Consider the following 18,161-nt stretch of genomic DNA (forward strand, 5'->3'; position numbering starts at 1 on the left):
ACCACCGTCGGCGTCGCCCTGGTGTGCGGCGCCGTGCTGGTCGGGAACTTCTGGGGATGAGCGGCCGGGACCCCGGGCTGCAGCCCGAACGCACCCTGCTGTCCTGGCAGCGCACCGTGATCGTGATGGTGGCGGTGGCGCTGCTGTACGTGCGCGACCCCTTCCAGGACGGGGGCGACGGGGACCCCGGGGCGCTGGTGCGTGTGGCCGTCGCGCTGCTGCCGGTCGGTGCCGCGGCCGCCGCGGCCGTGCACGTGCGGCGCCGGTGGCGGGCCACCGGGCACGGCACGCACGGCGACGCCTCCGGGCGTGCGCCGGCGCCGTTGGCGCGCGGATGGGTGCGGGTCCTGGTCAGCGCGGTGCCCGCGGTGCTGGCCGTCGTCGTGGCCGTGGGCGCGCTGTCAGGGTAGTCCTCGCCGGTGCCGGCGAGGGGGCCGGATGGACGGGTGGTCCGGCCCGTCGCGTCGCGCGGCGCCTCAGGCGGCCGCTGCGGTGCGCGCGTCCGGGTCCCCGGAGCGCTTGTGGTCGATCAGGGACGCGATGATGTCGTCCAGGCTGCGCTGGGGCTCGTAGCCGATCAGCGTGTTCGCGAGCGTGGTGTCGGGCATGCGCCGCTGCATGTCCTCGTAGCCCTCGCCGTAGGCGTCCTCATAGGACACGTAGTCGATCCGGCTGTCGGACCCGGTCATCGAGATGACCCGGTCGGCCAGGCCCTTGATCGAGATCTCCTCCCTTCCGCCGAGGTTGACCGCCCGGTTGTAGGCCGCCGGGGTCTCCAGCAGCCGCACCACCGCCGGGACCACGTCGAACACCGAGCCGAAGCAGCGGCGCTGGGCGCCGGTGCCGTAGACGGTGATCGCGTCGCCGCCGAGCGCCTGGGAGACGAAGCGCGGCACCACCATGCCGTAGCGGCCCGTCTGGCGCGGCCCGACGATGTTGAAGAAACGGGTGATCACGCAGGGCAGGCCGGACTCCTCGCCGTAGATGTAGGCGACGAGCTCGTCCAGGCCCTTCGCGGCGGCATAGGACCACCGGCTCTTGAGCGGTGAGCCCAGCACCCGGTCGGCGTCCTCGGTGAGGCCGTCGGTGTCGTTCTTGCCGTAGACCTCGCTGGTGGAGGCGACCATGAACCGGGCCCGGCGCCGGGCCGCCGCCGCGACCACGTTCTCGGTCCCGTGCAGGTTGGTGTGGAGCGACTGCAGCGGCCGGTCCACGATGGTGTGCACGCCCACCGCCGCCGCGAGGTGGAAGACGGTGTCGCTCTCGGCGATCACGTCGTCCACCAGGCGCGCGTCCATGATGGATCCCTTGACCAGTTCGAACTGCGGGTTCCCGGACAGCTGGACCAGGTTGGCCTCGCTGCCGGTGGACAGGTCGTCGAGCGCGACGACCGAGTGCCCGTGGGCGATGAGATGGTCGCACAGGTGCGACCCGATGAATCCGGCTCCGCCGGTGACAACGGCCTTCACAGTAGCCTCCCCCTCCTGAGGGTCACGGTGCTGTGTGCGCGTCGGCGGGCGGGCGCCCGCCGACGGTATGCGCCGCTCAGGCGAGCAGGCGCATGGTGTGGAAGCCTTCGGCCAGGGCCACCCCCGCCTGCATGCCGCGGAGCACGGCCAGGCTGCGCAGGGTGGGCTCGGAGCGGGTGTGCGGGTGCTCGTGGATCTGGGTGCCGTACAGCCGCATCCCGGCCAGCTTGGCCTCCATGTCGGCCTCGCCGAGCTCCACCATGAGGCTGGGGGAGTCGGCGGGGCCGTAGCGCCACTGGTCGGCGGCCTCCTCGTAGGCCAGCACGGCGGCGGGGTGGTGCCGCTTGCGGTTGTCCGACGGGCGCAGGGCGGTGTGCACCGCCTCGGCGGTGACCTGGTGGTCCTGGTTGTAGCTGGTGCGGTGGGGGGCGATGACCACGGTCGGCTCGACGGCGGCGATGGAGACCGGGCTGTGCCGTTCGACGGCGTTGGCCAGCTCGAAGCGGGGGAGCGCGTCGAGCTTGAGGTGGTACTCGTCGCCGGGGAAGGCGATGTCCCAGCCGTCCCAGCGGAAGTGGTCGGCGACCTCTTTGATCTCGGCATAACGCTCGTTGGCCGTGGAGAACCCCCGGGGCGAGACGTCGGCGGTGTCGCCGACGGTCATGAACTGCACGTAGACCTCGGCACCGGCGGCTTTGGCCCGGTGCATCAGGCCTCCGCAGCCCAGCGTCTCGTCGTCGGGGTGGGGGGCGAGGATCAGGATGCGCTGCTGTGACCAATCGATCGTCATGCCAGGGGTCCTAACGAACGGGGGATCCTGTCGTCGGCGCACCGTGCGCTTGCCACGGGGACGCCTCACGGGGTGTGTCGGTTGCCACACCGGGGCGGGCACGGGTCGGCCGTGCCCCGGCGGGGCGCCTTATGCGGGGGGAGGGCGTCGAGCACTCAAGACGCGGGTTTCAGCCGGATCGGGCCTCGCGGAGGACGCCGATCCCGTCGGGGCCGGCGTTCAGCAGCAGGTCGAGGGCGGCCATCCGGGGCAGGAACTCCGCGCCCTTCCTGTTGTGCTGCCGGTACACCGGGTGGGTGAACCCCTGCCACTCCACGGCGACCCCGTAGCGCTTGAAGATCTCCTGGTCGACGTAGTCGCGGGCGCCGTCGCCGGAGAGCATCGAGCCCGCGCCGACCTTGGCCGAGAGCTGGGCGAGCAGCTCGCTCTTCTGGCCGGGGAAGTCGCCGAGCTCGCTGGCGCGCACCACGGGGGTGTCGATCCCGAAGGCGTCCAGCACCAGGGCGGTGGTGGCCCAGGCCAGGTCGGCCAGGTCCGTCCACTCGCGCTCGTAGACGGCGAGGACCCGCTCGCCGTAGGTGTCCCAGAACGGTGCGCCGCGGTAGCAGTGCTCCGCCAGGGTGCGGCGGTGCTTTTCCCGCCAGGGATGGGAGTTGTCGATCTTCTTGTCCACAATGCGCTCGTGCCGTCCGTGTTGGATAACCGGGACCGTGAGCAGCACGGGGCCGTTCTTCGAGGCGACGTAGTTGCGGTTCTGCCATCCTTTGCGCTCGTACTGGACATGGTCGAGCACGACGAAAAGATCACTCCTGTCGACCTTGTCGATGAGGCCCAGCCAAGGCAGATAGTGCGGCTGGTGCATGGCGACGCGCACTGAGGTTCCTCTCCGAGGCGGGGACTGCACGCTCTGTGGGGGTGCGGCCGCGTGGCAGGAGGCATCTCCCCTGCTCTGCGGGTCGGTCCTGTGTCCTCTGGGGGATTCGAGGTCTAGAGGTAGGTTCTACAGCATCTGCGGATCGGTTCGTGGCAAAACGAAGAAAGTGCGTAGTGGGGGCGGTACCGTGCCGTCCCTCTCGTATTGCACCAACGGGGCTCACCCACCGCAAGGCCGACCCTACGATTCGGGTGGCCTACTTAGGTCGCCCGCCGGGGTGAACTCCCAGGCTGGCGGAAACGTCCACCTAATGCTGGTCTTGTCGGTTATCGTCGGCCCGAAACAGGCCCGTGGTCCCAGAAGAACGTCCCATTCGGCTCACGTGTCCCCCCGGTCCACCTGGAGGCGTCCCCCGTGCGTACTGCTCGGTTCATCGGAAGCTGGGCGGCAGGGCTCATCGCCCTGACCCTGGCCGTCACACTGTTCGTGCAATGGCTGCAGTTCGCCCTCGCGGCGGGGGGCGGCGGCCCCACCCCGCTGTTCCTGTGGATGGCCTTCGGGGTGAACCTCCTGGTGTGGACGCTCATCGGGGCGCTCCGCCTGGGCGACGACACGATCCGAGGCGTCGCCGCGCGGCGGGCGCTGCGGCGCGGACGTCCGGGCCGCAGCCGCTCGGCCCTCGGCGCGACCGAAAACCGCCGGGAGGAGCAGCGGGTGCTGGTCCGCGCCCGACCCGCCGACGGGGCCGCGGGCGGGGGTGCGGCGGCCGGATCCGGCCTCGGAAATGGGTCCCCCGGCGGCCCGGAGGGCGCCGCGGCGCCCGCGCCGCCGGACGGGCACGCCCCCGCCGAGGCCCAGACGCCCGGGTCGGGCGGGACCGCCACGGCGACCGCCGCCGACCCCGACCGGCTCACCCTGGCGGTGATCATCCCCGCGCACAACGAGGAGCCGGTGATCGACGGCGCCATCGCCTCGGCGCTGCGCCTGTTCAACCGGTGGGACATCTACGTGGTCTCCGACAGCTCCCGCGACGCCACCGCCGACATCGCCGCCGAGACCGGCGTCAACGTGCTGGAGCTGCTCACCAACCGGGGCAAGGCCGGGGCGATCGAGGCGGTCATCGAGGAGTTCGACCTGACCGGGGGCTATGACGGGGTGGTCATCCTCGACGCCGACACCGAACTGGACGAGCGGTACGTCGAGGGGGCGCGGCGCCAGCTCGCCGACCCGACGGTGGCGGCGGTGGCCGGGTTCGTCGTCGCCGAGTGGAAGCCGTGGGAGCGGACCATGGTCGGGCGGCTCATCTCCGCCTACCGGGACCGGCTCTACTGGATGCTGCAGTACCTGCTGCGGTTCGGGCAGACGTGGCGGCACACCAGCACCACCTTCATCGTCCCCGGGTTCGCCAGCGCCTACCGCTCCGGCGTGCTGCGGCGGCTCGACATCAACCCCAAGGGGCTGGTGATCGAGGACTTCAACATGACCTTCGACGTGCACCACAAGCGGCTGGGGCGCATCTCCATGCGGCCCGACACCAAGGCCTACTGCCAGGACCCGTTCACCATGGGGGACTACGTCAAGCAGGTGCGGCGGTGGACGCTGGGGTTCTGGCAGACGGTGCGGCGGCACGGGGTGTGGCCGAGCCTGTTCTGGTTCGCGCTGTTCTTCTACATCCTGGAGGTCCTGCTGGTCGCGGTCACCCTGATCGCGACCGCGCTGCTGGCGGTGTTCATGGTGCTGCCGGCGGCCACCGGCGGGGCGGTGCTCTCGGCCGGGTGGTACGCCTCGGCGTACGGGGCGGTGGGCGCGGTGCTGCCGCTGACCGCGATCGCGGTCGGGCTGTTCGTCCCCGACTACGTGCTCACCTGCGTGATGGCCACCATCCGGCGGCGGCCGAGCTACCTGCTTTACGGGTTGTTCTTCCTGCCGATGCGGCTGATCGACTCCTACCTGACGCTGCGCACCATCCCGCAGGCGTGGACGGCGTCGTCGGACGGCCGGTGGAAGAGCCCGACGCGGGCGGCGGGCAGGCTCTAGCGCGGGGCGGCCGCTCCCACCCGCTCCCACCTGCACCGTCGAGGGTGACCAACCCCGCGCGGGAGGGGTGCGATACAGCATTTAGGGTCGAAGGGCAAGAGGGGGTCCGGGGGCGGCCGTGCGGCCGCCCCCGGACCCGCCTTACCGTCCGAGCACACGAGGTGCCCTGTGGATTCCAAGAGCCTCCCCTTCACGCTGTACCGCGTGCTGAGCTACGTCACCGGTATCGCCCTGATCCTCCTCGCGTTCGTCGCCATGCCCGCGAAGTACATGGTCGGCGAGACCTCGGCGCTGGCGCTGGTGCCCGCCCCGGCGGGGATGGAGCACCTCTTCGGACCCGAGTCGGTGCTGATGCTGTTCATCGCCATCCCGCACGGATACATCTACATGGCCTACGTGCTGGTGGTGATCTGGCTGGCCCTCGGCCGGCGCTGGGGGGCGGGCAAGACCGTCGGCGTGGCGCTGGCCGGGACGGTCCCGTTCGTGGGCATGGTCGTCGAGCACCGCCTGGCCAAGGCGGAGAAGGCGAAGATGCGGGCCCAGTCGGGCGAGGCTCAGGGGGCGGCGGCCGGGGCCTGAGGCTCCGGGGCGCGGCCGCCGCCGTCCGCGCCGTGCGTACCGTCTGGGCCGCCTACGCCGTCCGTACCGTCTGCGCCGTCCGCACCGTCCGTATCCGGCCCGGGGCCGCCGTCCTCGGGCGCGCCCCCGCCGCCGCCCTGCTCCCCGTCCGCCGGGGCGCCGTCCGCCGGAGCCTCCTCCAGCTCCCGGCGCATCAGGGAGATCCAGAAGACGATGACGGCGCCGCCGAAGACGGCCCACTGGGCGGCGTAGCTGACGTTCTTCCAGTTCCAGGTGATGCCCTGCTCGGGGGCGGGCGGCGGGGCCGGGCTCATGGCGATCCCGTCGGAGGGCGCGGCCCCGTCGGAGGGGTCCTGGCCGCCGAGGACGATGTAGCCCTCGTAGAGCCGGTAGGGCCACTCGTTCACCAGGACCGACGGTGCGATCCGCTCGATGTGCCCCGCGGGCACGTCCATGAGGACGACGCCCTCCTCGTTCTTCTGCGGGGGCTGGAGCCAGCCGGTGACGGTGACCTCGCCCTCGGGCGTCGGGGCGAGGCGGTCGGCGGCGCCCTCCTGTTCGGCCTCGGCGGCCGGGACCCATCCGCGGTTGACCGCGACGGCGGTGTCGTCGGCGGTCACCAGGGGCGAGACCACGTAGTAGCCGAACGCGCCGGGGTCCTCGGCGTCGGCGCCGTTCTCGTAGCCGGGGGCGAGCAGCGGCGCGGTGTCGGCGAAGGTGCCGGTGGCGGTCACCGCGGTGTTGCCCAGGGACTCGGGCATGTAGTCGGTGGGGCCGACGACCGAGTCGAGCTCCTGGGCCCCGGCCAGTTCCTCGGCCGGGTTGACGACCTCCCCGCGGTCGGGCTGCTGGGCCCGCTCGAACTGCCAGTAGCCCGCGGCCATGCAGACCGCGAAGGCGAGGAGCGCGAGCAGGTGGAGCCCGATCCACCTGGGCGTGAACAGTCGGAATCGCACGTTCCCCAGGCTATGTCCGCCCTGGAGGGGAGTGCCCCCGGCCCCCGGTCGGGCACCGGGCGGTCCCCACCGGGGCGCACCCCTGTCCGCTTGGTCCCGAGTAGAGGCATCGATGGCGATTACTTTAAGTAATTTTCTGTGACTGAGGGTTGTTGAAGGCGGGTGACGTGGGTAATCTATGTACCAGCGCGGGAGGGAAATCACCGAAAACGCGCTTCGCGAGCTTTAAAAGGCCGCGACTCCAGGGGGGAGGAGTCGCCGGCCGTTCCCAGGCGAGGGCCGCCTCCGTGATTTTGAGGGGGGACACGGAGGCGGCCCTCGCATTTTCATGCGCGGGGGCGGGCCCAGCGGCCGGCCGGGCGGCCAGGGTGGCGGTTCCACCACCCGATCCTCCTCCAAACGGTCGAACCACCACCCCGGACGCCCTGGATCAGGTACGGCCGCCCGGCGGCCCCCGCCCCCGGCGGCACGCCGACCGCTACCCCGGGGACCACGCACCGTCGCCGCAGCCGTGGGTCTTGGCCATGGCCCGTGGCGGTCCTTTGAAGAACGTGGGCCACTGCGGCATCCCCACCGCGCGCCGCTCGGCTCAAACCTGCTTGGCGGGCCCACCCACCCCCAGTGGCGCGGCGTCGGCGTTGCTCTCTACGTCGTCGGCCTTGACCGTTCGAGCAGTTCGAGGGCGACCTTCCGTACATCAGCGAGGCCATGGCGTTCACGCCCGAAGGCGATCGCGTTGGTCAACAGGACCAAGTACCGCCCTGTGTCCGGATGCACGAACAAGCTCGTCCCGGTGAACCCGTGGTGGTAGACGGTGCCCCGGTCGCTGATGAGCCATGCGAGTCCGCGGTACGTGCGCTCATCGACCCTGACGATCGGCGTCCAGGACTCGCGAACGTAGGTGCCGATCGGGGACTCTTCAGACCGGGCACGGAGGACGGCGCGCGCGTATTCGGCGAGCCCTTCGGCGGTGGCGAACGCCCCGGCGTGGCCCGCCATGCCTCCCAAGAGGGCGGCGTTCTCGTCGTGCACGGTGCCGTGCACCGGGTGACCGCCGCTGAGCCGCCGCTCGGTGGGCGCCACCCGGACGCCGCGCGCGAAGGGGCCGTACCCGATTCCGGACACGCCGACCAAGCTCATGTGCGCGTCGAGGAGGTGCCCGAGCGGTTCCCCGCGCAGGTGTTCGAGCAGAAGGCCGGCGAGGATGAACCCGCGGTTGATGTAGCGGTGCTCGCCGACCGTGCCCAACGGCTCGGCGAGTACGGCCTCGGCGATGTCCCGTTCATCACCGATGTACCGGTCGAGTCGGGTCGAGGGCATGAGTCCCGAGGTGTGCGTGAGGATCTGGCGCATGGTGGCCTGAAGGCCGGGATGCGAGTGCGGGTCGAGGTCGGGGAGGTACTTCGCCAGCGGCGCGTCGAGGTCGACCAGGCCGTCGGCCACGGCGCGGCCGACGAGCAGCCAGGTCGCCACGACTTTCGTCAGGCTGGCGATGTCGTAGTACGTAGCGGGCGTCGCCGGATGCCCGCCGCCGACGCCGGTCATGCCGACCGCAACGAAAGCGCGGTCGGCGGGGGACCCGATCGCCGCGACCGCGCCGGGGGTCCGGCGATCGATGACCATGTCCTCGAGGGCGTGCTTCAGCCTGTCACTCGCTGAGTTCACCCATGGGTCGCTCAAAGCTCCTCCTGGCTGGGCTCCATGACTGCGGCGCCGAGCGGCCTGTCTCTGCCGAGCGGCCTGTCTCTGCCGAGCGGGTCAAGCGGCCGTGTCGGTCGTGAACATGACCTGGTCGGCGACCGGTTCGCCCTACTGCCACGAGTGCCGCTCTCGTGACCAGCGTGGATGAGCGATCCATTCCGAAGGTCGACCGGTCGCCCCCGCCGCTACGCGCCCGGGTGTGACCCCCTCCCAGGCGCCCCTGAGGGGGATCGCCGAGAAGGTCTCCGCGGTGTCGGTCAGGTTCAAATGGGCGCGAGCGGACCGGTCGCTGTCCGCCAACGTGCGCGAAGCGGTACCCCGAGTGCTGCCGGGAGGGGTAATGGAAATGGTCACCTCCTCCCGACTGCGCGATCTGTCAGCTTCCCGACGGAGTGACCGGAGCAAGCTTGTCGGCCAGCTCTGCTGGAAGGTCCGACAAGGGGCGCCATTCGAAGTCGGTGACCTCTTCGAGCTGAAGCCGCACGTCGGCGTCGTCGACCCAGTGGGCGTACCGGAAGTCGAAGTGGTAGTGCTCCGGTTCGTTCTTCGCGAGGTTGGCGGGGATCTTGTGGATGTCGATGTCTGCCGGAGGGACATCGTGGGCGGGAGGGGAGACGACCTGCTGCCAGGGGATGCCTGCCTCCTCCTCAAGCTCACGCAGGCTCGCCCCGAGAAGGTTGGGGTCCTGGGGCTCGATGTGCCCGCCGGGGAGCAGCCACGTGTCGAGGGCCTTGTGGTGGATCATGAGTACGAGGCCTTGGGGGTCGATGACCGCCGCGCCTGCGGTGACGTGCCCGATGCGGAACTCTTTCCGCGAGGTGATGTCGTGGCCTTCGTTGAGCGCGTGGAAGAGAAGCGCCATGTCGTCGACCTCGCCGGGGTGGCGGTCGAGGTACTTGGACAGGACGTAGCGGATCTCGGGGTGGGTGACCGTCATGCTGCTCCATTGAAGTAGTCGAGCCATGTTGCCGCGACCTGTTCGCGGACTCCGGTCGGCAACTCGTAGTGCGCGCCTTCGCGGGGTGCGTGCATGAGCTGCGCCGCAGCGGCGATGATCTCCGCCTGGACGAGGAAGATGAAGGCACCCACGCTCGCACCGTGCAGGAAGTTCACCGCGTTGCCGTCGTTGAGCACGTAGAAGAAGTGGCCGGTGTGGGCGTAGCGGGTGATCGCCTCGCCGACGTCTTCTCGGGCATACAGGGAGTCGAGCGCGTCGAGTTCGAGTTCGTCGTCGGAGGAGGTCACTGAAGCGATGTAGGCGCCGTTGGCCACGCGCGCGAAGTCGTCGGCCTTGAGTGCGAGGTTGCCGGTCGCGCACACGACGATCCCTGATCCGGCGAGTGCCTGCCCCAGGGTCGCCGAGGTCGAGAAGCCCTGTGCGAGGGCTTGGGCGCGCTTGACGGGGTCGATGTCGTAGACCACGACTTGAACACCGCGCGCGTGCAGCATCCGTGCCACGGACGAGCCGAGCTTGCCGAAGCCCAGCACTGCGGCGACGCGCTCGTACAGGATGTCGCCGCGGGCCCGGATCAGCGCCTCGGTCGAGAACACTACGGACTGCCCGACAAGGTAGTCCTCGGGGACCTTTAGGGGTGACCGGGCGACCGAGTAGACCGGGCACGGCGGCTTGTCGTAGTCGAGATAGCGCCGGTGGCCGTTCTCGGTGTCCTCGACAATGCCGACGATCTCGCCCGAGAAGCGATCGCACAGCTCGGGCAGGGCAGGGGCGAAGTATCCGCCGACGTCGAGCAGTACGAGCCGTTCGCCGGCCGCGCGCGATTCGAGGTAGGCGAGCGCTTCGTCGGGGGTGGCGAGCTTGCGTCGGTCGAGCTTGTCGACCTGCCAGTGGGACGCAGCTTCGGTCAGGGCGTCGGCGGCGACGCTCTTGGGCTTGGGAAGTACGGCGCGCAGGTGGGACATGGATGCGATCGCGCGCAGGAAGACGGGGCGGCCGGACAACAGGTGAGTGATGGCGATGGTCGAGAGCCGGGTTTCAGGGGCGATCTGGTCGACGACACGGGAGAAGTAGCTTGCGATGCGGTTGCGCTCGAAGTCTTCGAGCATGACGGCTCCTGACGTGAACGAGACAGGTTCCCAGAGGGGGGCGGGCAGTCGGCCGGGCAGCGACCGTGCGTGCGCCGGTGTCCAAGTCGGCGGCGCCCAGCGGGCGGTCGGCGGAACCGGCCGACCGCCCGTGCGGCTTGCTGCTTCGTCAGCCCGTCGGCCGTATGGCCGTGAGCGGTCCGGCGAAGCCGCGCGGCGGGTCGCCCATCGCGGCCTTAAGTCGTTCGGGCGTGGTCTCGTGGAGAGTGGGGGCGGCGCCGGAGACGCCGAGGTTGGTCGCCACCCACGCGGCGGGGCGTCCGCGGTCGTCGACGGAGCGCCAGATGTGCCAGCGGCCCGCGTGAGCAACGTTGAGCCAGCGACGGATGGACTCGTCCGGCTCGACCGGGACACGGCACACAGCCGACAGGCGCTCGGAGCACACTTCGTAGGTATCGGTGTCAGGCGCCTTCTCGACCAGGTCGACGGCGGCGCCCACGGCGTGCGCCCAGTCGACGAGGTCGGCGAGATCGTCGAAGTACAGCGGTTCGGGTGCGGTGTTCATCGCGCGCTCACCGCCACCGTGCCGCGTGGGCGTGGCCGATTGGTGCGCTGCCAGATCGGCATCGCGAGCGCGTCGAGCGTCGGGCGCTCGTGCAGACCGGATGCGTCCATCGCGTAGAAGTGTCCGGAGGTTTCGCCGAACCAGATCACCATGTGCGGGTACTGAGCTTGCAGCCGCGCGGCGGAGGCGTGATCGCCGACGTGTTCCAGTGACCGCCCCCACCGCGTCGCGTTCCGGCTGTGGTTCCCGCTAGGGTCTCCCATGTCATCAGCTCCCTAAAGCTGGTGGCCGTGCCCCCGGACACCTCACCGTGTCGCGGGGGTCTGCTCTATCGTGGAAATGACGCTACGGACCGGCGCCCATGAGCTGAACTGACCGCTGGTACCAGTGCCCGTGCCCTCCACACCCCCGGGAGAGCGGAGATGGCGAAGTCCGCGCATCGAACCCTGACCCGCAGTCAGGGTGGGCGCAGAGGCGGCGACGGCGACCGTGAGGGACGCGTCTCCGGCTACGTCCTCAAGGTCGTCCGGAGAGCCGTGTCATTGACCCAAGAGCAGTTCGCTGAACGCCTGGGCGTGGACGTCACCACCGTGCAGGGTTGGGAGAGCGGACGACGTCCCCTCATGGCGGTCTCAGCGGGCACCTACTTGCGGTTGCGCCGCTCCTTGTTGCGGCTGGGGGCTCCCCCGCGTCTACTCGGTCAACTGGACAGCGCCATGGAGGCCGACCGCTTCATCGGCTACGCGCTCGCCCACGATTGCTCTGTCGACCAGGAAGACCACCCTCTTGCCACCTGGGTGATCGATCGGCCGTTCACCGACCTGGTGGGGTGGGCCTTCACCGGGACTTGCCCGAGTGTGCTCGCCGGGTACGCAGCGGAACAGCGCCACGGCCCGACGCCGCCGGGTCCGCAAATGGCCATCGACGAGCGGAACCACATCATCCGGCATCTGCGCGACGCCGCCGAGCAGGCTGTGCAGGACACCGAAACCGGGGCGCTTCTACGGCGCCAAGCCCATTACGTCGCCGGCTTCGACGGCAGCTCCGAAACCGGCGAGTGGCTCGCGCTCATGCAGCGCGACGACGAGCGCCGACTCCGCACCGGACGATGGACACCCTCATGGGCCGTCGTCCGCTCCGGGGCGCACACTCTCGCTCGTAAGGGCGATGGCGATGCGTTGCCCCACTTCATCGGTGTGCACATCGATACCGACGAGTGCGAGACGGCCAACCTCAACTACTGGGCGTATTGGCTCGGGGAGATCAGCGATCCGCAGGTGACGGACTCCTTCATGGTCGAACTCGACCTTGAGACCTGGAATGGAGAGCGGATGCTCTCTCACCTCATCGCGAAGCTGGACGCGACCAACCCCTATGTCGACGTCGTCGTTCACACGCTCTGGTCCCTGATCACTCGGAAGCCCGGTGTGGTGACCCCTCGAAGCGCGGAACCCGCGTCGGTGGCGGTGGCCCGTCTCCTTGAGGAAGGTTCTGCATCTTCGCAGGCAGTGAAGGAGTTGAACGAGGTCCTCTACGCTCTACGGATGATCCACCGTCGGTAGGAAGGGCCTCATGACTGACGAGCACGACGCGCGGACGGTCGATTTCCTCTTCGAGATGGGCCTGTTGAAGAGGTACAAGCGCACCGGCTGGGTGATCGCTGGCGTGGCTACCCCCGAGTCGATCGCCGACCACTCCCACCGCACGGCGATCACCGCCGCGGTGATCGCCTCCATGGAAGGGGCCGACCCACAGCGCTCGGCGTTCCTCTCGCTGTTCCACGACACCCAGGAGTCCCGGGTCTCCGACATCCCCCACATCGGCAAGCGCTACCTGAAGGCGGCTCCGAACGAGGAGGTGACCGCGGACCAGACATCGGGGATGCCTGCGGAGCTCGCCGAGATGATCGGCGCCGCCGTCGGAGAGTACGAGGCGAAGGAGTCGGCCGAAGCGGTCTGCGCCAAGGACGCGGACAAGCTGGAATGCCTCATTCAGGCCGTGGAGTATCAGGAACAGGGCACCGACACCCGGGCGTGGATCGAGACGTCCATGGCGTCGCTGAAGACCGCCGCGGCGAAGCGCCTCGCAGAGGCGGCCCTCGAAGCGTCGTCGCTGCGCTGGATGCACCAGGCGAGGGAGAGCAAGCCCGAGCTCTGACCGGCCATCGTCATGTGACGGGGGCGCGGTGCGCTCCTGACTCCTCGATGGGCAGCAGGCCGTGAAACGGGGCGCTCCCGCGCTGGGCGGCGCGCGGGTGCCCCGCCGTTCGATACCCGGATTGATACTTCGCTTGATACTGCCGTCGGTGTATCCGGCTGTCCCTAGGCGTTCCCTAATGCCTGTCGGACATCCGATCACCAGGCATTACGGGCCTCAGGATGTACCCTCGATGTTCCGAGAGCCGCCCGGTACATCGGACATGGAGGCGGCCCTAGCATCTACTTGTGCGGGGGCGGCCCACGGCCCATGGGCAACGAGTGTGACGGTCTCATCACCTGGTCACCCGCTGCGTGATCGAATGACCGACCCGGATCCCTCAGAGTCCCTACGCGGCCGGTCCGCCGCAACACCCGATACAACTGAGCAGTTCTTGGACGGCGATCGCTGTGGCACCTCGGTCCATCTGAGCGTGGATGAGGCTCCTCTCAGTCGTGCGTCGCGTTTATGGCCTTCGCCAGCCGCTCGAAGTTGGTCAGCGTGGTCGGCGAGAGCTTCTCGACCTTTGATGGGTTGCGGAGCAGGACTTCGGCCGGGCGCCAGTGGTCGAACTTGCCGTCCAGCTTTTCCAGCCGTAGCACGAGCCGTTTAGGATGTTTGGGCAGTTCACCCGCCTTGTGCTTCTTGTTGAACGCCTCGTTGTACAGGCCGAGGTAGTCGCCGACGGTGAAGAGGTCCTCGATGTCGCTGTGCTTCTGCTCGAGGACCGAGCCGACCAGAACCACCCGCTTGTGAGCGATCTTGTTCGCCTTAAGCGCGGCCTCGACCTTTCCGCCGCCCTCCGTGCCAGAGTCGAGCAGCACCGTCACGGAGAGCTTCCTCCCAAGTAGGGAGACGAAGGTCGGCACGTTCGACGCCCCGCCAGCCGGGAGGATCCGCCAACGTTCATCAAGCCCCTCTCGGCCCTGGTCGCGAAGGTGGCGGCTGATCACGTCGAGGTAGGCCAGGTCCGACGGTCCCTCGACGAGCAGGTTCCGCTTCCCAATGAAGAGGTTCTGCGACAGGTCGTAGCCGAGCGCGGCCTGCAGGGGGAATGCGCTGTCTACGCCCACGTCCAGGACATCCGAGGACGTCACCGAGCCGAGATCGTCGCCCTGATCTTCGACGACGCGGACACGCTCGACCTGTTCGATCATGAACGGAGAGTGCGTCGTGTAGATCACCTGCCCGACCGGCGCAAGCCGCTGGTTGATGAAGCGCAGGAAGTCTTGCTGGGCCTTCGCATGCAGCGACAGGGCTGGCTCGTCGAGCAGGATCACCACGTCGTCGCGTTCCTCGAATTCACTGAACGCCGCGAGGAAGGAGAAGAACCATTGGTATCCGGACGAGCGGAGCGAGAGGTTGTTCGTGAAGTCGTGCTTGCGGTCCTCGACCCGGAAGTTGAGGTACCGAACCACACTCGAATGACCATTCTGGGCCTTGACGGTCTCTGGCTCGACCTCCACCTTGATCCGCAGTTCGGGATTCGTGCTCCAGTACTCGGACATCTCGCGCGAAAGGTCGCTGGACACGGCCTCAAGCTCTGCGGTCCGCGACTCGAACTCCGCGTCGGTCACCGCGTCGATGTCGGTGTCGGCGAGCCGGAGCAGTGCGCGGGCAGTCTGCTTCGACGAGGCACCGGGCTGCTCGTCCTCTTTGGTGCGTAGGCTCGCAACGTCCACACGCCCCTCGAGGTTCTGATAGGACGCGAAACGGAAGAACCTCGGCATCCTTTTCCGGACGATCGCCCTGGCGATCGTGCCCAGGTCCTCCTCGTCGCCGATCAGCGAGGTGATCCTCGTTAGGGCCTCCGTGTCGGCGACTATGTCCGGGTCCTCTTCACTCCTCTCGCTCCCCGCTACGGCGGCCGTCGGCTCGCGGTCAGCCACTAGGGCCGCCTTGAGCGATGCCACTGAGTCGTGAGCTTCTAGGAGCGCCTCGGCTTCCGGGTGGTCGTCAAGTATGTTCTCCAGGAACCGATGCTCGTCGACCGTCACCCTTATCCAGAGGCTTCCGTTGTACCTTCGGCCGATGGTCACAGCCTTCTTCGTCGTGACGCCTTCGCCCAGCGCGTCTCGGAGAGCCCTCAGGTCGCTGTCGTCGAGCTCGAAAGTGGCCTCGATCGGTGTGATTGCAGAGAGGTCATCCTTCCTGGCTTCACGCTTCCACAGCCATCTCGGGTAGTCGTCCCGCTCAACGAATACGTCGTCGTATACCGGGCTCAGCCGGTAAAGGGCGTCCAGCATGGCCGACTTACCGGACTCGTTCATGCCCACGAGAGCAGTCACATCCGGTTCGACCGCCACGATCGTCGAATCCAATACGTTCTTGTACCGCTGCACCCGGAACGATGTCAGCTTCATCGTCAACCCTTCTGAAGCTCTCCGCCATGCTTGATCAGGTTACTTCGCGCGACCGACATCCAGGCCGAGCTTCCGAGGTCTGCCGGGCCGTGTGCTGCTTGCGACTCACTGATGCGTGGATCCACTTCGGTCGCGCCCTATCAGCCCTGAGGTGAAGCCGCTTCTGGCTTTGGCGGCGGATCGCTGCTCCAGGGGCGGCGAGATCTCGGGCCCTCAGCCCTCAAGCAGGCGGGTGGGGGGTTCCCGGATGTCCGGAGGGTACAGGTTCACGTCCGTGGACGTCTCAGGGGACGCCCACTCCAGCTCGTAGCTGTTGTTCGGCCCGTGTTTGAGGGCTTCGGCGCCGGACAGTTCGGCGCTGCCCCGTACGTCCTTCACCAGGTAGTACTCGACGGGGCGTCCGTGATGGTGGCCCCTCCACAGCAGGCGGTCGACACGCGCTTCGAGCGTCGTCTCCTCGCGGAGCTCCCGCACGGCCGCCTCCTTTCCGCTCTAACCGACCTCGACGTGCCCGCCCGGCAGGACCGCGTAATGGTGACCAGGGCACCAGCCACCTCTCCGCCCGTCGTCGGCGCACTTCACGCAGTCCTCGGCCGACTCCTTCCGCCGGTACCTCTTGATGACCAGAACCCGCCGTCCTTCGACGACGACGGCGGCCGCCCTGGGAACCCTCATCCTTCGATTATGGCCGCGGAACGGGGAGGTCAGCCAGGCGGAACGGCGGGAGGGTCGCCACCGGTCACTCGGCGGGGGCCCCTGTGAGCAGGTCCCCCAGGACCGACCTCAGCCCGGTGACGGCCTGCGGGTCCAGTGAATAGCAGATCTGATTGCCCCGGCGGACGGTCGTGACCAGATGGGCCTCGCGCAGCACCTTCAGGTGCTGGCTGATCGTCGGTTGGCTGACGTCGAAGACCTCGGCGAAGTCGCACGCGCACGTGTCGGGCGTGCGGGCCAGTTCCCGGAGGATGCCCAGGCGTACCGGGTGGCCCAGGGCCCGGAACCGGTCCACGGCGAGGTCGGCCGGGGCGGGAGCGGGGGAGGCGGCGGTCGTCGGCATGTTGACAGTATATCGTCCCGGGTCTATATAAGGATCTGACTAAATAGTTGATTCGCTATATACAGGAGGCGCGCCATGGCGGCACCGGTGAACGGGGTCAACGAACTCGTGCTCGAAGTCAAGGACCTGGAGGCGGCCGAGCGCTTCTACACCGACGTGCTCGGCTTCCCGGTCATCGAGCGGTGGGAGGGCCCACAGTGGAACGGCCGCAACGCCGTCTGGGTCCTCGCGGGCTGGACGCGCATCGGCCTGTGGACCCCGCAGATCGGCATCTCACGCGGCCGCGGCGGCCTGCACGTCCACTACGCGATCCACGTCGACCCCGGGGACTACGCCGGGATCGTCGAGCGCATCCGCTCCCACGGCCACACCGTCGACGAGGTCGAATTCGGCGGACGGGCCCACTCCGCCTACGTCACCGACCCCGACGGCAACGTCGTGGAGTTCTGGGACTGGGACGCCCGCGACGGCAGCCCGGGCGCCCCGAAGGCCGTCACCGAGGGGATCTACGGGATGTGATCCCCTGGAGGCGGGCGCGATGAGGCCCATGAGGCGCCGCAAGCGGGGTCACTCCAACCGTCCTCCGGCCAGGATGTCGTCCATCTCCTCGGTCCCGTAGTTGTCCACGATGAGGATCTCCGACTCCGGCAGAACCCGTACCGCTGGCCGTATCCCCGCATGAGCGGTCGTCCGTCCGGGGCCGTGCTGTTCTCCGGGTCGATGCACAGCGCCGTCACCTCGGCATACGCCGCCTTCTTGTCGCCCACTGGACGCGTCGTGAAGGCGGCGTCCGCCTCCGGCTGCGGGAACTCCGTCTCCCGCGTCTCCGCGCCCATCGGGCACGGGGCCGGGTTCGTCGACGGGGCGTAGGGCAGCGCCGGGCCGTCGGGTCCAACAGCGCTCCGCGGCCCGCCTGGGAGTCCGCGGACTGCATGGTCCCCCACCGTCCGCCGCTTCTTGAGTACGTCTACTCATGTCCTTCCGGCACCGCCTGGCGGATGATGGGGGCATGGACGAGACCACGAAGAGCGCCGCCCCCTCCACCGTCCTCGCGGCCGGTGCGCTTCTTGTGGGCGCCGCCCCCGCCGCCTGGTGGGCGGCCCGAACCTCCCCTGACGACATCCCCGACGCCGACCACGCCATCGCCGCCCCGGCCCTTCCCGACGGCGCCGCCGCCGCGATCGGGATCGCCGGCGCCGTCCTCGCCGCCGCCGGGCTGGTGCTTCTCATCCGCCTGGCCGTGACCGGGCGGATCGGCGCCCTCCACCTGGTCACGGCCCTGCTCCTGGCACCCATCCCGGCCATGGCGGGCGTCTGGTGGGCGATCGCCACCGCCCCCGTCATCGGCGCCAACATCGGCTTCGGCCTGGCCACCGTCGTGTTCCCGCCCGCCGCCGCGGTCTGCCTCGCGGCGGCCCTCACCACCGGGCTCCTCGCGCGCCGCAAGCGCGGGGGAAGCCGCTCCGGAACCGTCCGCGCCGGCGACTGACGCCGGCGGCCGAACCGGGCGGGGGCCACCCGCCGACCATCC

Annotated in this window: 21 protein-coding genes; 8 read left to right on the top strand and 13 right to left on the bottom strand. The window is 69.2% G+C overall.

The window, feature by feature from the left end:
* The first annotated feature begins 56 nt into the window (after positions 1-56).
* On the top strand, positions 57-410 hold the full coding sequence (locus tag D476_RS0109425) for a DUF202 domain-containing protein (RefSeq protein ID WP_017623701.1): 354 nt from the start codon (positions 57-59) through the stop codon (positions 408-410).
* 66 nt (positions 411-476) lie between these two features.
* Here D476_RS0109425 and D476_RS0109430 read toward each other — a convergent pair whose 3' ends face one another.
* The 3 genes from D476_RS0109430 to D476_RS0109440 form a co-directional block, all read right to left on the bottom strand.
* Positions 477-1,469, bottom strand: coding sequence for an NAD-dependent epimerase/dehydratase family protein (locus tag D476_RS0109430; RefSeq protein ID WP_017623702.1), 993 nt, complete (start codon positions 1,467-1,469; stop codon positions 477-479).
* A 76-nt stretch (positions 1,470-1,545) separates the two neighbouring features.
* Positions 1,546-2,259 carry a PIG-L deacetylase family protein gene (locus D476_RS0109435; protein ID WP_017623703.1) on the bottom strand — a complete coding sequence of 238 codons (714 nt, stop codon included), beginning with the start codon at positions 2,257-2,259 and terminating at the stop codon, positions 1,546-1,548.
* 169 nt (positions 2,260-2,428) lie between these two features.
* Entirely contained in the window at positions 2,429-3,133 is a 705-nt protein-coding gene (locus D476_RS0109440; RefSeq protein WP_017623704.1) for a WbqC family protein, read from the bottom strand.
* 414 nt (positions 3,134-3,547) lie between these two features.
* Between D476_RS0109440 and D476_RS0109445 the strand changes: the two genes are divergently transcribed.
* Both D476_RS0109445 and D476_RS0109450 read left to right on the top strand, forming a co-directional pair.
* Positions 3,548-5,170, top strand: a complete 1,623-nt coding sequence (locus tag D476_RS0109445) for a glycosyltransferase (RefSeq protein ID WP_017623705.1) — start codon at positions 3,548-3,550, stop codon at positions 5,168-5,170.
* A 168-nt stretch (positions 5,171-5,338) separates the two neighbouring features.
* Positions 5,339-5,749, top strand: a complete 411-nt coding sequence (locus tag D476_RS0109450) for a DUF3817 domain-containing protein (RefSeq protein WP_017623706.1) — start codon at positions 5,339-5,341, stop codon at positions 5,747-5,749.
* On the opposite strand, the gene D476_RS0109455 is transcribed toward D476_RS0109450, so the two are convergent.
* The 6 genes from D476_RS0109455 to D476_RS38865 form a co-directional block, all read right to left on the bottom strand.
* Positions 5,725-6,705 (bottom strand): SURF1 family protein, encoded by a 981-nt coding sequence (locus D476_RS0109455; protein WP_017623707.1) that lies wholly within the window; start codon positions 6,703-6,705, stop codon positions 5,725-5,727. The two genes, D476_RS0109450 and D476_RS0109455, sit on opposite strands and share 25 nt — an antisense overlap.
* A 645-nt stretch (positions 6,706-7,350) precedes the next feature.
* Positions 7,351-8,385: a serine hydrolase domain-containing protein gene (locus tag D476_RS0109460; protein WP_152529294.1), complete on the bottom strand. Its 1,035-nt coding sequence runs from the start codon at positions 8,383-8,385 to the stop codon at positions 7,351-7,353.
* 397 nt (positions 8,386-8,782) lie between these two features.
* Positions 8,783-9,343: an NUDIX hydrolase gene (locus D476_RS0109465; RefSeq protein ID WP_017623709.1), complete on the bottom strand. Its 561-nt coding sequence runs from the start codon at positions 9,341-9,343 to the stop codon at positions 8,783-8,785.
* Positions 9,340-10,470, bottom strand: coding sequence for an NAD(P)-dependent oxidoreductase (locus D476_RS0109470; RefSeq protein WP_017623710.1), 1,131 nt, complete (start codon positions 10,468-10,470; stop codon positions 9,340-9,342). The genes D476_RS0109465 and D476_RS0109470 overlap by 4 nt, the downstream gene beginning before the upstream one ends.
* A 148-nt stretch (positions 10,471-10,618) precedes the next feature.
* Positions 10,619-11,014 carry a hypothetical protein gene (locus D476_RS0109475; RefSeq protein ID WP_017623711.1) on the bottom strand — a complete coding sequence of 132 codons (396 nt, stop codon included), beginning with the start codon at positions 11,012-11,014 and terminating at the stop codon, positions 10,619-10,621.
* On the bottom strand, positions 11,011-11,166 hold the full coding sequence (locus tag D476_RS38865; protein ID WP_239648649.1) for a hypothetical protein: 156 nt from the start codon (positions 11,164-11,166) through the stop codon (positions 11,011-11,013). Before D476_RS38865 ends, D476_RS0109475 begins: the two co-directional genes overlap by 4 nt.
* Before the next feature lie 270 nt (positions 11,167-11,436).
* On the opposite strand from D476_RS38865, the gene D476_RS0109485 reads away from it, so the two are divergent.
* Together D476_RS0109485 and D476_RS0109490 are read left to right on the top strand one after the other, a co-directional pair.
* A complete protein-coding gene (locus tag D476_RS0109485) occupies positions 11,437-12,576 on the top strand; it encodes a helix-turn-helix domain-containing protein (RefSeq protein WP_017623713.1) in 1,140 nt (379 codons plus the stop codon).
* A gap of 10 nt (positions 12,577-12,586) precedes the next feature.
* A complete protein-coding gene (locus D476_RS0109490; protein WP_017623714.1) occupies positions 12,587-13,171 on the top strand; it encodes an HD domain-containing protein in 585 nt (194 codons plus the stop codon).
* A gap of 488 nt (positions 13,172-13,659) precedes the next feature.
* Here D476_RS0109490 and D476_RS0109495 read toward each other — a convergent pair whose 3' ends face one another.
* From D476_RS0109495 to D476_RS0109505, 4 genes are all read right to left on the bottom strand, one after another.
* Positions 13,660-15,573: an AAA family ATPase gene (locus D476_RS0109495; protein WP_017623715.1), complete on the bottom strand. Its 1,914-nt coding sequence runs from the start codon at positions 15,571-15,573 to the stop codon at positions 13,660-13,662.
* A 213-nt stretch (positions 15,574-15,786) separates the two neighbouring features.
* Positions 15,787-16,047: an NUDIX hydrolase gene (locus D476_RS38425; protein ID WP_017623716.1), complete on the bottom strand. Its 261-nt coding sequence runs from the start codon at positions 16,045-16,047 to the stop codon at positions 15,787-15,789.
* Between the two features lie 18 nt (positions 16,048-16,065).
* Complete coding sequence (locus D476_RS38430; RefSeq protein WP_204366968.1) at positions 16,066-16,248, bottom strand: hypothetical protein; 183 nt, start codon at positions 16,246-16,248, stop codon at positions 16,066-16,068.
* A 64-nt stretch (positions 16,249-16,312) separates the two neighbouring features.
* Positions 16,313-16,630 (bottom strand): ArsR/SmtB family transcription factor, encoded by a 318-nt coding sequence (locus D476_RS0109505; RefSeq protein WP_017623717.1) that lies wholly within the window; start codon positions 16,628-16,630, stop codon positions 16,313-16,315.
* 75 nt (positions 16,631-16,705) lie between these two features.
* Between D476_RS0109505 and D476_RS0109510 the strand changes: the two genes are divergently transcribed.
* The 3 genes from D476_RS0109510 to D476_RS0109520 all read left to right on the top strand — a co-directional run bounded on the left by D476_RS0109510 (position 16,706) and on the right by D476_RS0109520 (position 18,119).
* Positions 16,706-17,149 (top strand): VOC family protein, encoded by a 444-nt coding sequence (locus D476_RS0109510; protein ID WP_017623718.1) that lies wholly within the window; start codon positions 16,706-16,708, stop codon positions 17,147-17,149.
* A 159-nt stretch (positions 17,150-17,308) separates the two neighbouring features.
* The gene (locus tag D476_RS37340; protein WP_152529295.1) at positions 17,309-17,500 is read left to right on the top strand and encodes a hypothetical protein; all 192 of its coding nucleotides are present in this window, start codon (positions 17,309-17,311) and stop codon (positions 17,498-17,500) included.
* A 139-nt stretch (positions 17,501-17,639) separates the two neighbouring features.
* Positions 17,640-18,119: a hypothetical protein gene (locus D476_RS0109520; RefSeq protein ID WP_017623720.1), complete on the top strand. Its 480-nt coding sequence runs from the start codon at positions 17,640-17,642 to the stop codon at positions 18,117-18,119.
* The last annotated feature ends 42 nt before the right edge of the window (positions 18,120-18,161 follow it).

Source organism: Nocardiopsis chromatogenes YIM 90109, assembly GCF_000341185.1.
Lineage (GTDB): Bacteria > Actinomycetota > Actinomycetes > Streptosporangiales > Streptosporangiaceae > Nocardiopsis_A > Nocardiopsis_A chromatogenes.